The 15,446-nt window shown below is 67.3% G+C and carries 14 protein-coding genes; 10 read left to right on the top strand and 4 right to left on the bottom strand.

Features of this window, described 5'->3' with window-relative positions; translation table 11 throughout:
* Window positions 1–43: 43 nt before the first annotated feature.
* The 4 genes from flgA to AB4083_RS12775 form a co-directional block, all read right to left on the bottom strand.
* Window positions 44–733: a flagellar basal body P-ring formation chaperone FlgA gene (gene flgA / locus AB4083_RS12790; RefSeq protein WP_441608221.1), complete on the bottom strand. Its 690-nt coding sequence runs from the start codon at window positions 731–733 to the stop codon at window positions 44–46.
* Entirely contained in the window at window positions 730–2,040 is a 1,311-nt protein-coding gene (locus tag AB4083_RS12785) for a methyl-accepting chemotaxis protein (RefSeq protein WP_441608220.1), read from the bottom strand. Before AB4083_RS12785 ends, flgA begins: the two co-directional genes overlap by 4 nt.
* A 178-nt stretch (window positions 2,041–2,218) precedes the next feature.
* On the bottom strand, window positions 2,219–4,054 hold the full coding sequence (locus AB4083_RS12780; RefSeq protein ID WP_441608219.1) for a two-partner secretion domain-containing protein: 1,836 nt from the start codon (window positions 4,052–4,054) through the stop codon (window positions 2,219–2,221).
* 179 nt (window positions 4,055–4,233) lie between these two features.
* Entirely contained in the window at window positions 4,234–5,976 is a 1,743-nt protein-coding gene (locus AB4083_RS12775) for a ShlB/FhaC/HecB family hemolysin secretion/activation protein (protein WP_441608217.1), read from the bottom strand.
* Window positions 5,977–6,214: 238 nt separating this feature from the next.
* On the opposite strand from AB4083_RS12775, the gene flgB reads away from it, so the two are divergent.
* The 10 genes from flgB (at window position 6,215) to flgK (ending at window position 15,445) form a co-directional block, all read left to right on the top strand.
* Window positions 6,215–6,613 (top strand): flagellar basal body rod protein FlgB, encoded by a 399-nt coding sequence (flgB, locus tag AB4083_RS12770; protein WP_441608215.1) that lies wholly within the window; start codon window positions 6,215–6,217, stop codon window positions 6,611–6,613.
* Window positions 6,613–7,032, top strand: a complete 420-nt coding sequence (flgC, locus tag AB4083_RS12765; protein WP_441608213.1) for a flagellar basal body rod protein FlgC — start codon at window positions 6,613–6,615, stop codon at window positions 7,030–7,032. Before flgB ends, flgC begins: the two co-directional genes overlap by 1 nt.
* Window positions 7,033–7,049: 17 nt before the next feature.
* Window positions 7,050–7,703, top strand: coding sequence for a flagellar hook assembly protein FlgD (locus AB4083_RS12760; protein WP_441608211.1), 654 nt, complete (start codon window positions 7,050–7,052; stop codon window positions 7,701–7,703).
* 64 nt (window positions 7,704–7,767) lie between these two features.
* Window positions 7,768–8,988 carry a flagellar hook protein FlgE gene (gene flgE / locus AB4083_RS12755; protein WP_441608209.1) on the top strand — a complete coding sequence of 407 codons (1,221 nt, stop codon included), beginning with the start codon at window positions 7,768–7,770 and terminating at the stop codon, window positions 8,986–8,988.
* Window positions 8,989–9,057: 69 nt separating this feature from the next.
* On the top strand, window positions 9,058–9,798 hold the full coding sequence (gene flgF, locus AB4083_RS12750) for a flagellar basal-body rod protein FlgF (RefSeq protein ID WP_441608207.1): 741 nt from the start codon (window positions 9,058–9,060) through the stop codon (window positions 9,796–9,798).
* 41 nt (window positions 9,799–9,839) lie between these two features.
* A complete protein-coding gene (gene flgG, locus AB4083_RS12745; protein ID WP_441608206.1) occupies window positions 9,840–10,625 on the top strand; it encodes a flagellar basal-body rod protein FlgG in 786 nt (261 codons plus the stop codon).
* An 8-nt stretch (window positions 10,626–10,633) separates the two neighbouring features.
* Window positions 10,634–11,320 carry a flagellar basal body L-ring protein FlgH gene (flgH, locus tag AB4083_RS12740; RefSeq protein WP_441608204.1) on the top strand — a complete coding sequence of 229 codons (687 nt, stop codon included), beginning with the start codon at window positions 10,634–10,636 and terminating at the stop codon, window positions 11,318–11,320.
* Window positions 11,321–11,451: 131 nt separating this feature from the next.
* Window positions 11,452–12,555: a flagellar basal body P-ring protein FlgI gene (locus tag AB4083_RS12735; RefSeq protein WP_441608202.1), complete on the top strand. Its 1,104-nt coding sequence runs from the start codon at window positions 11,452–11,454 to the stop codon at window positions 12,553–12,555.
* 1 nt (window position 12,556) lies between these two features.
* Window positions 12,557–13,519, top strand: a complete 963-nt coding sequence (gene flgJ / locus AB4083_RS12730) for a flagellar assembly peptidoglycan hydrolase FlgJ (RefSeq protein ID WP_441608201.1) — start codon at window positions 12,557–12,559, stop codon at window positions 13,517–13,519.
* Window positions 13,520–13,567: 48 nt separating this feature from the next.
* Window positions 13,568–15,445 carry a flagellar hook-associated protein FlgK gene (gene flgK / locus AB4083_RS12725; RefSeq protein WP_441608199.1) on the top strand — a complete coding sequence of 626 codons (1,878 nt, stop codon included), beginning with the start codon at window positions 13,568–13,570 and terminating at the stop codon, window positions 15,443–15,445.
* Window position 15,446 lies beyond the last annotated feature (1 nt).

The raw sequence follows: 15,446 nt of genomic DNA, 5'->3' as shown, positions 1-15,446 counted from the left end.
TCGGCGGCGGGCGGGTGAACTTTAGCGGGGTCGGCGGGCGCGGTCATGGCAGGGCCTCGACCACGCCCGGGTCGCGCACCATGGCATCCACGGTGCGGCCGGAACTGTCGTTGCGCACGCGCAGGCGGGCGCCGGTGTCGCCGCCGCCCAGGGCCACCCCGGAGGCGCGCACCTCGATGCCGTCCAGGCGGGCGATCAGTTGCACGCGGTCGCCCGCGCGCACGGTCTGGCGGCCGCCGAACGCGGCCGGCGCCAGCACCGCGCCGGCGCCCAGCGGACGCGACAGCAGGCGGCCGGCAAGCTGGTCCAGGCCATCGATATAGCCATAGCCCAGGCGGGTGACGTCGCGCTCCTCGCCGCGCACGTCGGCGGCAGTGACGCCGTCGCCGCGCTGCAAGGGTTTATTGGCCACCAGCACGGTGCGGAACAGCTGCAGTTTCACCGGCACCTGCATGCGCCAGCCGGTGCTGGGGCAGCGCACTTCCACGCTCATGCGCGGCGCGGCGCGCGCGCCGTCGGGCAGGGCGGCCTGCCAGGGCTGGGCGCAGGTCGGCGGCTGCAGGCGCGTATCCGCCGGCTCCGCCGTGGCCACCACCCGGTTGCCCGGCTGCTCGAAATGCTGGCGCAGCCATTGCTCGGCCACGCGCCGCGGCTCTTCCGCCGCGGCGGCATGCGCCATGCCCGCCGCCAGCAGCGGCAGGAGCAGCAGCGATGACGGCGCGTTTCGCTTCATGCCTCGGCTTGGGCCAGCAACTGGCTGAGCTGCTGATGGATGGATTCGCGCTCGCGCTCGACCTGGTCGGACAACTGCGCGGCCTGCGCGGTCTGGCCCTCGCCGAGCAGCCGCACGAAATTGCCGGCATGGCCGGACAGGCGCTGCCCGGCTTCCAGCAAGCTGACCGCGGCGGGATGCTCGGCGCGCTGCGCGCCCAGGCGGGCCAGTGCGCGATCGAAGGCGGCGGTGTCGAACCAGCGCCGGTCCAGCGCGGCCGGTTCGTGCAGGGCCAGCTCCATCGCCTGGCGCAGGCCCTGGATCGATTCGCGCAGGCTCAGGCTGAGGCTGGCGACCGACGTCGTATCGGCGTGATCCAGCCAGCCCAGGCACAGGCGGTGCGACAGCACCGCGGCGCGGTCCAGCGATTCGGCCTGGCGGATCGCCTCCATGCTGCGCCGCTGCAGCGCGCCCAGGGTGGCCTGCGCGGCTGCGATGCGCGCGTTCTGCGCATCGCAGCCTTGTTGCGAATTCTGTACGCGCGCGGCGATCGCGCGCAGCGCCTCGCCTTCGCGCTCCAAGCTGCCGGCGGTATGGCCGGCACGGTCCTGCGCGCGCTCCAGGCGCTGCACGCCCTGGCGCACGTCGCCGTCGAGCTGCTGCGAGAACGCGCCGATGGACGTGGTCATCGCTTCGATCTGGTCGGTGGCCTGGGTGGTCTTTTCCGCCAATTGCTTCACTTCGTCGGCGACGATGGCGAAGCCGCGGCCGGCCTCGCCCGCGCGCGCGGCCTCGATGGCGGCGTTGAGCGCGACCAGGTTGGTCTGGTGCGCGATCTCCTGCACGGTGGAAGTGAGCTTGCGGATCTGCGCGACCTGTTCGGCCAGCTTGCTCTGGTTGCGGTTCATCGCCGACAGCGCGCTGCGCAGCAGGCGCAGCTGGCCGTCGAGTTCGGTGACGGTCTCGGCGCCGTGGCGGTTGTGCGCGGTGGCTTGCGCCACTTCGCCGGCGGCCTGTTGCAGGGCCGTCGAGATCCCGGCGCCTTGCTCCGTCAAGCGACCGACGCTGTCGCGCGCCTCGCCGGTGGCCTGGTGCAGGGCCTCCTGGGCGCGCAGCACGGTCTGTGCGGTGCCCATCACCAGGCTTTGCTGTTCCACCGATTGCAGCGCGATGGCGGCCGGTTCGCGCGGCGCGATGCGCGCCAGCAGCGGAGCTAGGGCCTCGGCCAGGCGCGGATGGCGGCGCGCGAGCTGCTCGACCCGCGGGGTGTCGCCGGTGGCGGCGGCTTGGGCGAGGTCGGCGAGGGCTTTGGCCGGGATGAGGGTCATGGATCGGGTGGTCCTTGGGTCTACGCGTATGGCGTAGTGATCGTCTGGATAGGGCGGAACTTGAGGAAGCAAGGGGTGTGCCATGGCCGTGGCGATCGCCCGGGGCCATAAAAAACGGCCGGAGCTTGCACTCCGGCCGTTGGTCAGGCTGCCGACCGGCGATGGCCGGGGCTTTCAGTCAGCGCCAGCGCGGCGGGTTGTACCCATAAGCCATCGGGCGGTATGGCGAAAACACCGGCTGCGGGCGGAAGAACGTCGGCATCCACGGTGCGAAGCCGTACGACGGAGCGTTCCAGGACGAGTAGCCGTAGGACGGACGATTCCACGGCACCTGGCCGAAAGACGGCTTGCCCCACGCCGGCGCGTAGCCATAGATCGGATGGTTGAAGATCTGGTTCAACAGCTGTTCGACGAACACTGCGATCGGATCTTTGACCGGCTTGGGCTGCTCGACGGGCTTCGGCTGTTCGATCGGCTTCGGCTCCTCGACGGGCTTGGGCTGTTCGACCGGCTTGGGCTCCTCGACGGGCTTCGGCTGCTCGACCGGCTTGGGCTCCTCGACGGGCTTGGGCTGTTCGACCGGCTTGGGCTCCTCGACGGGCTTCGGCTGTTCGACCGGCTTGGGCTCCTCGACGGGCTTGGGCTGTTCGACCGGCTTGGGCTCCTCGACGGGCTTGGGCTGTTCGACCAGCTTGGGTTCCTCGACGGGCTTGGGCTGTTCGACCGGCTTGGGTTCCTCGACGGGCTTGGGCTGTTCGACCGGCTTGGGTTCCTCGACGGGCTTGGGCTCCTCGACAGGCTTGGGCTGCTCGACCGGCAGGTCGTCGTTGCCTCCATCGCCGATGCTGCCGCCGCCGACGATCGAATTGCCTTCGTCGTCACTCAACGTACCTGCACCCTTGGCGCTACCGTCCGTGGTGATGGTGCCACTCACTTTCTTGAAGCCGAAGCCAGTGGCGGTCGCTGAGAGGCCGGAAGAAAGCGTGCCGGTGGAGATGAAGCGCGACTTCGAGTCCGCGTTGCCGCTGGCGTCGGTGTTGGCGTAGGCCTCGATGCTGCCGTTGGTTGAATTCAACGTACCCGCGTTGTTCACCTCGGTAGCTACACGTAGATTCAAGCCGTACTTGCCATCCACCTTGCCGGCCTCGGCGACGGATATTGCTCCATCGCGGCTGGTCAGGTTGATCGAGCTCTGGGACTCGATCGTGCCGGTCACAGCTATCGAACCGCCGGCTTCCAGGTTGAGAGCATTGGTTTTCCCGGACTTGATCGTGCCGGCCACATTCACACCTACGCCACTTTCGGTGCCGACCATGCGGATGGCATTCGTGTACATGCTGCCGAGGGCAGACACGTCCAGCGCCAGCTTCGGCGCGTCGCCCTCACCGGCGATGCGCGAATAACCGATGGAGTTTCCATTGGTTGCATAGGTCACCTTGTTGGCGCCTGTGACCACGCGCAGCTGATCGGCATTCAACTTGCCGTTCAGCTCGATGCTGCGCGCAAACAGGTCCGCCATGCCCACCGCGCTGGTGTCTATGCCGTTGGCGCCCACCGTGATAACGCCCTTGGTCACCTGGATCGAGGCTACGTTTCCTTGCGTATTCAGCTGCGGAATGCCGGTGGCGAGCGTGACGCGCGAGGCATTGATGAAGCTGGCGCCGTCGGCGTTGATGCCGTTCGGATTGGCTACGATCAGCGCAGCCTTGTCGCCCCCGATTTCCAGGGCACCCTTCAGCATCGACGCCTTGCTACCGGTCACCTCGGTGATGATCACCTTGGCTGTGCCATTGGCGAGATTCGCATTGCCGTTGATCTGGCCGGCGAGCTGCGAAGCCACGCCGATGCTGCTGTTGTTGAGCACGACGCCCGCCGTGCCGACATCGAACTGGGTGAACTGGTTGTGCGATACGCCCGCGCCATTCGGAGTGACGATATCGACGACCGCTGCCTGGCTGCCGCCCTGCGTGACGCCAGGGCCATTCACACCGCTCACCGGAGTGACCGCCGCCATCGAACTGATCGGCAACGCCAGCGCGAGCGCGACATACAGCTTGCGGCGGTACGGCAGGTTCTTACTTGTTTTGGATATACATGGCCTTGTTGTTGGAGAACCCCTGGGCTGGCGGTTATTCCATGGCCGCCAAAACAGACGGCCGGCCATTGCGGCCGGCTGGAAAAGTGAGCGGGAAGCTAGAACCGCGCGGTCATGCGCAACGAGACGTTGAAGCCGCCATCGGGCACGGCTGCCGGTTTGCTCAGGGCGTGCCCCACCGAGACGTCGTAGCCGAATCGCGCCACCTGCCCGCGCAGGCCCAGGCTTACGCTGCTGAAGCTTTGGCTGCCCTTGGCGGCCAGCGAGGGACCGCTGAGCCGCGCGGCGTCGACGCCCAGATACGGATTGCCCAGCTTGCCGCCGCTGTTCCACACCACGTTGTTGTGCGCGACCCAGCCGTTCTCGCCGGTGAACACATAGCGCCCATCGAAGCCGCGCACCGCATAGCGGCTGTTGATCGACAGGTATTCCGTCCACGGCAGCGGGGTGAAGGCGTGCTGGCCGGAAAGATTGCCTTCGTAGGTGAAGCGCTGGCCGCCGATGGTGAACGGCGCGTTGATCGCGACGCTGGCCGAACCGAGGCGATAGCTGCCGTTCCAGGTGGGACGGCCGACCACATAGCCGGAGCGGGCGGACAGGCCCGGCAGACTGCCGCGCACGCCGATGTTCGCTTGCAGCGAGGCCCGCCCGATGAAGTGCAGATAGTCGTAGCTCAAGCCATAGCTGGTGATGTCGCGCCTCTGCACGGCCAGCTGTTCGCCGCCCAGCTCGCTGGAGTCCGACCTGCGGCTCAACTGCAACTTGACCGTGCCGCGGCCGTGCGAAGAGCGGTTCACCACCCGGTCCACCCCGAGCTGGGCCAGGTTGGTCTTGCTGGTGTAGGCGATGTGCCCGCCTTGCAGCAGCTCGAAGCTCTGCTTGGCATAAGAACTGTTGGCGGCGAGCGAGACATTCCAATAGCCGACCGGCATCGACCAGTTCAGGCCCAGTCCGCGCGATGCCTGCCGGTCATTGCCGACATTCATGTTGTTGCTGTAGGTCAGCAACAGCAGGTCGTCCCGGTCCAGCGGCGCGTCGACGATGCCGATCAGCCCCAGCTGGTTCTGGCCGGTGGCGTCCTGGCCGCCGTTGTCGGCGGTGAGCACGGTATGCCAGCGGTCCTTGCTGCGCTTGCGATCGAGCGTGATGTCGCTGGTGCCGACTTCCGCGCCGGGTGTCAGCGTGAAGGTCGCTCCGGCCTGGCCTGGCGTGCGGCGCACGTTTTCCAGGGCCTGGTCCAGGTCGCGCAGGTTCAGCACATCGCCTTCGCGGAACGGCAGGGCATTGCGTGCCTGCAGCGGCTGGCCGGTGGCCTTGTCGATCAGCTTGCCCACGCGGCCGGGAATCACCTTGATGATGAGCCTGCCGTTCGCCGGATCCTGCTCCGGCATGAGTACCGTGCTGGTGACGTAGCCGCGCTCGATCAGCTGGCCGGTGAGATAGCGCTGCAGTTCCTTCAGTCCGTTCGGACCCAGGCACATGCCGCGTGGCGAAACGGTGCCCGGCAGCCAGGAGAACGGCAGGATCCCGCTCCAGCCTACGTCGGTCACCATCGCGCAGGGCGTTTCCTGCGGCGGAGTGAAGGCGGCATGCTTGCGCGCCGCCGAGCCTTTGAGCACCACGCTCTTCTGCTCGACCGCATCCTGGGTACGCTCGATTTCGCGGCTCAGTCGCCGTTGCACCTCCTGGCTGTCTCCTGGAGGCGGCGCCGCCTGCGCATGTGCCGCGCCGGTGTGGGCGATGCCGCAGGCCAGGGCAAAGGCCAGGCCGGAATAGCGGGGAGCCCGGCCATGGCGGATGGCCGCGAACGGGATCTTGGGGTGATAAGTCCTGGACGACACGCCGTTCCATCCTGAAAGAGGGTCTAGAGAGCGGCGCAGTTTGCGGGAGCGGTCAGGGGGCGTTCGTCCGGATTTTTCCAAAAGGAATTGACTCGCTGCGGCGCGTCGGAATTTCGACACGTGCGCTCCCGGCGCTCGGGTCGCTTGCTGCAAACCCATATGCCACAAGGCTTTGAGGCGCATGGCATGCGTTTTGCTCAAAGACCTCCGCGGACTTTCCGTGCGGAGTCTTAAGGCCATGAGCCAGATCAACGACAAGCTGTTCGGCATTCATGCGCAGGCGTTGGGCCTGTGGCAGAAGCGTGCGGAAGTGCTGGCGGGGAACCTGGCGAATGCGGATACGCCGGATTACAAGGCGCGCGATGTGGACTTCCGCCAGGCGCTGATGAGCGCTGGCGGCGACGGCAAGCTGTCGCTGGCCGCGACGGAAAGCGGACACATCGACCCGGCGAGCCAGGCGAACGAGCAGCTCGCCTATCGCGTGCCGCTGCAACCGACGATGGACGGCAACACCGTCGACACGCAGATGGAGCAGGCGAACTTCGCCGCCAACAGCGTGCATTACCAGGCCAGCCTGTCCTTCATCACGGCGCAGATCCACATGCTGCGCACGGCCATCACCGGAGGGCAGAGCTGATGTCGCTGTTCAAGATCTTCGACGTCGCCGGCTCCGGCATGGCGGCGCAGTCGCTGCGGCTCAATACCGTGGCCAGCAATATCGCCAATGCCGACAGCGTGGCGAGTTCGCCGGAAGCGGCGTATCGCGCCAAGGAACCGTTGTTCGCCACCGTGCAGCGCAATCTCGCGGCCAAGGATCAGGACGGCGCGCAGGGCGTGCAGGTGCTCGGCGTCACCGAGAGCCAGGCTGCGGTGGAAAGCCGCTATGAGCCGGGCAATCCGCTCGCCGATGGCGACGGCTATGTCTATGCCAGCAACGTCAATCCGGTCGACGAGCTGGTCAACATGATTTCCGCCTCGCGTTCGTACCAGAACAACGTCGAGGTGATGAACAGCACACGCCAGCTGATGCAGAAGACGCTGGATCTCGGCAAATAAGCGCAGCGAAGACCACCATGGCCGATATCGCAATCAACAACTCCACCGGCTCCTCCGCCTCGCAGGCGGTGAAGAAAACCAATGGCAGCACCTTGAGCCAGGCGGATTTCCTCAGCCTGCTCACCCAGCAGATGCGCAACCAGGATCCGACCCAGCCGATGGATTCATCGCAGATGGTCAGCCAGCTCGCGCAGATCGCCCAGGTCTCGGCCACGCAGTCGCTGCAGACCTCGTTCGACACGCTGAGCACCGCGCTGCAGGGCAACCAGCTGCTGCAGGCCAGCGACCTGGTCGGGCGCAACGTCACCGTGCCGTCCAATGCCGCGAAGCTCGAAGGCACGGCCGGCGTGGATGGCGCGATCAATGTCGGCAGCAGCGGGCAGACCGCTTCGGTGCAGATCATCGATACCGCCGGCAACGTGGTGCGCACCATCGACCTGGGCAAGCCCGACGTAGGCCTGGCGGATTTCCACTGGGACGGCAAGGACGAGAACGGCCAGCCGCTGCCGAACGGTACTTACGGGATCAAGGCGCAGGTGGGCACCACGGCGGTGCAGGCCTACGTCAGCGGCAAGGTCGACAGCGTCGGCATGGCCGGCGATCAGGGCGCTTATCTGCAGGTGGCCGGGTTCGGCGGCGTGCTGCTGGCCCAGGTCGCGCGCATCGATTGACACGCATCGCCGATACATCAGGGCCGGGCGGCCCGCACACACAGTCTCCACAGGGGAGCACAGCATGGCATTCAACATCGCACTGAGCGGCTTGAAGGCGGCGTCTTCGGATCTCGAAGTCACCGCCAACAATATCGCCAATACATCCACCACCGGCTTCAAGGGCTCGCGCGCCGAGTTCGCCGAGCTGTACAGCGTGGCCGGCAAGAACCTCAGCGCCACCCAGGTCGGCAGCGGCGTGCGCCTGACCAACGTGGCGCAGCAGTTCACCGCCGGCAACGTGGAGAACACCAACAACGCGCTGGACTTCGCCCTCAGCGGCGACGGCTTCTTTACCTTGAAAGATGGCAAGGGCCTGTCCTATACCCGCGCCGGCGCGTTCCGCCAGGATGCCAACGGCTACGTGGTCAACAGCGCCGGGCAGAACCTGCAGGTGTTTCCGGCCAACAATGCCGGCGGTTTCGACACCAGCACCATGACCGACCTGCGCCTGATCACCTCGCAGAACGCGGCCAAGGCCACCGGCAGCGTGCAGCTCGCGCTGAACCTGCCGTCGAACGCCACCCCGCCGGGCAAGGCCTTCGATCCGAAGGACGCCACCAGCTACAACCAGGCCACGCCGTTCACCGCCTACGATTCGCTGGGCGCCACGCATAACGGCACCGTGTACTTCGTGCGCAACGCCACCGCCAATACCTGGGATGCGCACCTGTTCATCGACGGCAAGGACACCGGCGCCACCCAGCAGCTGAGCTTCACCAGCACCGGCGCGCTGGCCACCCCGGCCGGCGGCAAGCTGACCTTCCCGGCGATCAGCGCCAGCCCGGGTTCCGACCCGATGGCGATCACGCTGGACGTGACCAAGGCCACCCAGTTCGGCAACAACTACGCGGTGACCTCGATCAACCAGGACGGCTATCCGACCGGCACGCTGTCGAGCATCGACGTGTCCAGCGACGGCGTGGTGCAGGCCAAGTTCTCCAATGGCCAGTCGCAGTCGCTCGGCCAGCTGGCGCTGGCGAACTTCGCCAACCCGCAGGGCCTGCGCCAGATGGACAACACCAACTGGGCCGCCTCGTACGACTCCGGCACGCCGGTGATGGGCGCGGCCGGCACCGGCAATTTCGGCAACGTGCAGTCCGGCGCGCTGGAAGCGTCCAACACCGCCGACCTCACCGCGCAGCTGGTGAACATGATCAAGGCGCAGCGCAACTACCAGGCGAATGCGCAGGTGATCTCCACCGACGACAAGCTGACCCAGACCATCATCAATATCCGCAACTGATGAAGCGCACGGGCAGGGCGTGACCCAAGCGCGCCCTGTCCTCCGTTCCCCAGCTTCCTGAGACATGCCATGGATCGTTCCGTCTACGTAGCCATGACCGGCGCCACGCAAATGATGCGTGCGCAGACCGAGGTGGCGCACAACCTGGCCAATGCCGACACCGTCGGTTTCAAGGCGCAGATGTCGGCGTTCAAGCCGCTGCCCGTGCAGGGCCAGGGGCTGGGCGCGCGCATCAACGGCGTGGCGCAGGGCATCGGCCTGGATATGCACGCCGGCGCGCAGATGGACACCGGGCGTCCGCTCGACGTGGCGGTGCAGGGTGACGGCTGGATGGCCGTGCAGAGTGCGGACGGCGGCGAAGGCTATACCCGCGCCGGCCAGTTGCAGCTCACCGCCGATGGCCTGCTTACCGATGCGCGCGGCAATCCGGTGATGGGCGACGGCGGACCGATCACCGTGCCGGACGCCACCCAGATCAGCATCGGCGTCGACGGCACCATCTCGGTGGTGCCGAAGGGGCAGGGGCCGGATACCTCGTCGGTGATCGGCAAGCTGAAGCTGGTCAATCCCGCCGCGGATCAAATGCAGCAGGGCGACGATGGCCTGATGCATCTGGCGGGCGGCGGCGTGGCGCAGGCCGATCCGGCGGTGACGGTGAAGGCCGGTGCGCTCGAATCGAGCAATGTGAATCCGTCGCAGACGCTGGTGCAGATGATCCAGCTCTCGCGCCAGTACGAATTGCAGGTGCGTTCGATCCGCACCGCGGACGACAACGCGCAGTCGGCCACGCGCCTGCTGCAAGTGGGCTGATTTTTTCTTTCTGAAGCGGCGCAAGCCGCGCGGAGAACCAAATGTTTTCTTCCCTGTGGGTCGCCAAGACCGGTCTCGATGCGCAGCAGACGCGCATGGACGTGATCTCCAACAACCTGGCCAATGCCAACACCACCGGCTTCAAGAGCTCGCGCGCCTCGTTCCAGGACCTGATGTACCAGAACGTGCGCCAGCCCGGCGGCCAGACCACCGAGCAGACGCAGTCGCCGTCCGGCCTGATGCTGGGCACCGGCGTGCGCGTGGTCGGCAGCGAGAAACTGTTCACCCAGGGCAATCCGCAGCAGACCGGCAATGCGCTGGACCTGGCGATCCAGGGCCGCGGCTTCCTGCAGGTGACCCAGCCCGACGGCACCGTGGCTTACACGCGCGACGGCTCGCTGCATCTGGACCAGAACGGCCAGCTCGTCACGGCCTCCGGCTACCAGCTCGATCCGGCCATCGTGATTCCGCAGAACGCGCAGAGCGTGACCATCGGCACCGACGGCACGGTCAGCGCCAAGCTGCCGGGCCAGGCCGCACCGCAGACCATCGGCACCGTGCAGTTGGCCGACTTCATCAATCCCGCCGGCCTGCAGCCGAGCGGCGACAACCTGTATCAGGAAACCGCCTCCAGCGGCGCGCCGCAGATCGGCCAGCCCGGCCTCAACGGCCTGGGCACGGTGACCCAGGGTTCGCTGGAAAGCTCGAACGTCAACGTGGTCGAGCAGATGGTGGACATGATCGAAACGCAGCGCACCTACGAAATGAATTCCAAGGCGATCTCCGCCGCGGATTCGATGCTGCAGTTCCTCACCAACAAGACTTGAGCACGGCCATGTCGAACTTCCGTCGCCTGCGCCTGTGCGGCGCCACCCTGCTGCTGGCCCTGCTCGCCGGCTGCGCCATGCCCGCGCCGCGCGGCGACGATGCCGCCTGGGCCGCGACGCCGCCGCAGGAGCCGCTGGCGCAGCCGCAGGCGGACGGCTCGATCTATCACGAAGCGCAAAACATGGAGCTGTTCAACGACCCGCGTGCGCATCGCGTGGGCGACATCCTCACCATTTCGCTGGTGGAGAGCACGCAGGCCAGCAAGAAGGCCTCGACCAGCACCAGCAAGAAGGACAAGACCAACCTTGCCGCGCCGACCATCCTGGGCCGCCCGGTCAGCATCGGCGGCACCGACGTGAGCTTCGGCACCAGCGGTGACCGCAGCTTCGACGGCAGCGGCAACAGCACCCAGAGCAACCAGCTCACCGGTTCGATCACCGTGACCGTGGCGCAGCGGCTGTCCAACGGCAACTTGCTGGTGCGCGGCGAGAAGTGGCTGACCATCAACCAGGGGCAGGAGCAGGTGCGCATTTCCGGCATCGTGCGGCCGCAGGACATCGGGCAGGACAACAGCGTGCCGTCGACGCGGGTGGCGGATGCGCGCATTGGCTATACGGGACGCGGCACGCTGGCGGATGCGAATACGCAGGGTTGGCTGTCGCGCTTCTTCGGTTCGAAGTGGATGCCGTTCTGATGTCCACCGCCAATCACTACGCCGGCGTAGGTTGGGGTGAGCGCCAGCGAACCCCAGCAGGCGAGGCGATCATCGCGACGGCGATGTTGGGGTTCGCCTATGGCTCACCCCAATCTACCTGGGTCCATCGTATGCGTTCACGCATCATGCTTTTCGTCGCGCTGCTGCTGCTCGCAGCCACCGCCCACGCCGACAAGATCCGCGACCTCGCCCAGGTCGCCGGCGTGCGCAGCAACCAGCTCATCGGCTATGGCCTGGTGGTCGGCCTCGATGGCAGCGGCGACCAGACCACGCAAGCGCCGTTCACCACGCAAAGCCTGGAGAACATGCTGCAGCAGTTCGGCATCACGGTGCCGGCCAATGTGCGGCCGCAGCTGAAGAACGCGGCGGCGGTGATGGTCACCGCGCAGTTGCCGCCGTTCGCCAAGCCGGGCCAGGCGATCGACGTCACGGTGGCCTCGATCGGCAATGCCAAGAGCATCCGCGGCGGCGAATTGTTGATGACGCCGTTGCGCGGCGCCGACGGCAATGTCTATGCGATGGCGCAGGGCAGCGTGGTGGTCGGCGGCATCAGCGCGCAGGGCAAGAGCGGTTCCAGCGTGCAGGTGAACATCTCGGCCAGCGGGCGCGTGCCCAATGGCGCCACGGTGGAGCGCAGCGTGGCGTCCTCGTTCGGGCAGGGCGGCGACCTGGTGCTCAATCTCAATACGCAGGACTTCACCACCGCCGCGCGTATCGCCGAAGCGGTCAATCGCGCTTACGGCGCCGGCACCGCGCAGGCGGTGGACGGCGGTTCGGTGGCGGTGCGTGGGCCGGCCGATCCGGCGCAGCGGGTGTCCTGGCTGGGCATGATCCAGTCGCTCGAGGTGCAGCCCGGCGATGCGCCGGCGCGGGTGGTGGTCAATTCGCGCACCGGCACCGTGGTGATCGGTTCCGACGTCAAGGTCAGCGCCGCCGCGGTGGCGCACGGTTCGATCCAGGTCACCATCAGCGAGCAGCCGCAGGTCAGCCAGCCGGCGCCGTTCAGCCGCGGCGGCCAGACCGTGGTGGTGCCCAGCAGCAGCGTGCAGGTCAGCGAGGACGGCGCGCATATGTTCAAGTTCGGCCCCGGCGCCAGCCTGGATACGATCGTGCGCGCGGTGAACCAGGTTGGCGCCTCGCCGACCGACCTGATCTCGATCCTGCAGGCGCTGAAGCAGGCCGGCGCGTTGCGCGCCGAACTGGTGGTGATCTGAGATGAGCGCGGCTGACGGCATCTCCGGCGCGGCCAACGGTGCGCTCAATACCTGGACCGAGCTGTCGGGCTTCCAGCAGCTGCGCGCGCAGGCGGCCGGCGACGGTAAGTCGGCACTGCCGCAGGTAGCGAAGCAATTCGAGGCGATCTTTACCCAGATGATGCTGAAGTCGATGCGCGAGGCCAGTCCTGGCGGCGGCATCGGCGACAGCGAGCAGGGCAATGCCTATCGCGACCTGTTCGATCACCAGTTGTCGTTGAGCCTGTCCAATGGCGGCCACGGCCTGGGCATCGCGCAGATGCTGATGCGCCAGCTCGGCGGCAAGGACAGTGGCGCTACCGATGCCTCCGCCGATGCGGCGTCTTCCTGGCAAAGCACGCTGGACCAGCTCGCGCACGGCGCCGGCAAGGTCGCCGGCAAGGTGGCCGAGTGGATGCCCGGCACCGGCGACGCGGTGAACTTCGTGCAGGCGCTGGCGCCGCATGCGCAGGCCGCGGCACAGAAGCTCGGTGTATCGGTGCGCGCGCTGCTGGCCCAGGCTGCGCTGGAAACCGGCTGGGGCAAGCATCTGCCGGCGCATCACGATGGCAGCTCCAGCAACAACTTGTTTGGCATGAAGGCCGGCCGCAGCTGGGACGGCGACAAGGTCAGTGTGCCCACGCTCGAATACGAAGGCGGGGTGGCGGTGCGCAAGCGCGACCAGTTCCGCGCCTACGGCAACCCGGGCGATTCCTTCTCCGACTATGCCGACGTGCTGACCGGCAACCCGCGCTACGCCCATGCCATCGGCAAGGGCGAAGACATCAAGGGCTTCGCCAAGGCGCTGGCCCACGGCGGCTATGCCACCGACCCGGCCTACGCGGCCAAGCTCGAAGCGATTGCCAACAGCCCGGAAATGCGCAAGGGGCTGGAGGCGCTGGCCGCGCTCAAGTCGGACGACGGTTTGCCGTCACAGTTGCCATGACGTGCCCCTCTCTCCCCATGACACGTACCGCCACAAGGACCGCCCACCATGGCTGACCTGCTTTCCACCGGCGTCTCGGGCCTGCTGGCCTCGCAGATCGGCCTCAGCACCGTCAGCCACAACGTGGCCAACGTCAACACCGATGGCTACAGCCGCCAGACCGTGCAGTTCAATGCGCGCCAGGCGCAGCAGCTGGGCAATTTCTATGTCGGCACCGGCGTCAATACGGTGGCGGTGCAGCGCGCCTACAGCCAGTACCTCAATACCGCGCTGTGGACGGCCTCGTCGGACCAGAGCCGCGCGGCGACGTATCAAAGCCTGACCGGGCAGATCAACAACCAGTTGTCCGGCAGCACCAACCTGCAGACCTCGCTGGACGCGTTCTACGGCGCGCTGGGCGACGTCTCCAACGCGCCGGCCGACTCCGCCGCGCGCGGCGTGCTGCTGGCCCGTGCCAATGCGCTGGGCAGCACCTTTCAGGCGCTGTCCGGCCAGTTCAACCAGTTGAACGGACAGGTGCAGCGGCAGATCAGCGACACCGTCGATTCGATCAACAGCGACAGCAACTCGATCGCCAAGCTCAACGAGCAGATCCGCACCGCCTATGCCAGCGGCAAGGGCGAGCCGTCGGACCTGCTCGACCAGCGCGATGCGCTGGTGAAGAAGGTCTCCGGCGAAGTGGGCGTCACCGTGGTGCAGCAGAACGACCACACGGTGAGCCTGTTCATCGGCAACGGCCAGGCCCTGGTCAACGGCTCCAATGGCTACCCGCTCGCCACCGCGCCGAACCAGTACGACCCGACCCGGCTGGAGATCACCGGCAAGGACAGCGGCAGCGTGCTCACCGGCCAGGTCGGCGGCGGTGCGCTCGGCGCGCTGCTGGATTTCCGCACCAACGTGCTCGACCCGGCGCAGAACCAGCTCGGCCGCGCCGCGGTGGCGATGGCCAGCGCGTTCAATGCCCAGCATGCGCAGGGCATGGACCTCAACGGCAACATGGGCGGCGCCTTCTTCAACGTCGGCTCGCCGCAGGTGCAGATCAGCTCGGCCAACCAGGGCACGGGCACGGTCAGCGCGAACATTTCCAATGTCGGCGCGCTGACCACCAAGGACTACGTGATGCGCTACGACGGCAGCGCATGGAGCCTGCGCGACACCGCCGGCAACGCCGTGGCGATGACCGGCACCGGCACGGCGGCGGACCCGTTCAAGGCCGACGGCCTGAGCCTGGTGGTGGGCGGCGCGCCGGGCGCGGGCGACAGCTTCCAGGTGCGGCCCACCGCGGCGGCCGCCGCGGGCTTCGGCGCGGCCATCACCGATCCGAACAAGATCGCCGCGGCCGCGCCCTTGGCCGGTGCGGCCGGCGCGGCCAACAAGGGCAGCGGCAGCGTGGGCGGTATCGCCATCACCGATCCGTCCAATGCGGGCCTGCTGGGCACCGCGAATATCGTGTTCACCTCGCCGACCAGCTACACCATCAACGGCGGCGCCGCGCAGACGTATACGCCCGGCCAGCCGATCAGCGCCAACGGCTGGAGCCTCACCCTCAACGGCACGCCCGCGGCGAACGACACGTTCACCCTCAAGGCCAACTCCAATGCGCGCGGCGACAATGCCAACGCCCTGGCGCTGGGCAAGGTCGCCAATCTCGGCGTGCTCGACAACGGCGCCACCAGCGTGGGCCGCGCCTATGGCCAGTTGACCAGCCAGGTGGGCAGCGCCGGTTCGCTGGCCAAGGACGCGCTGACCACGCAGAACTCGGTGTACCAGCAGGCGCTGGCATCCCAACAGGGCGTGTCCGGCGTCAACATCGACGAGGAAGCGGCCAGCCTGGTGCGCTACCAGCAGGCGTATCAAGCCTCGGCGCAGGTGATCTCCACCGCCAGCCAGATCTTCGACGCGCTGCTCAGCGCCGTGCGCAACTGAA

This window comes from Dyella sp. 2RAB6 (assembly GCF_052115385.1).
Taxonomy (GTDB): domain Bacteria; phylum Pseudomonadota; class Gammaproteobacteria; order Xanthomonadales; family Rhodanobacteraceae; genus Dyella_D.
Note: the sequence above shows the minus strand (reverse complement) of the source record. Positions and strands in the feature narration are given on the sequence as shown.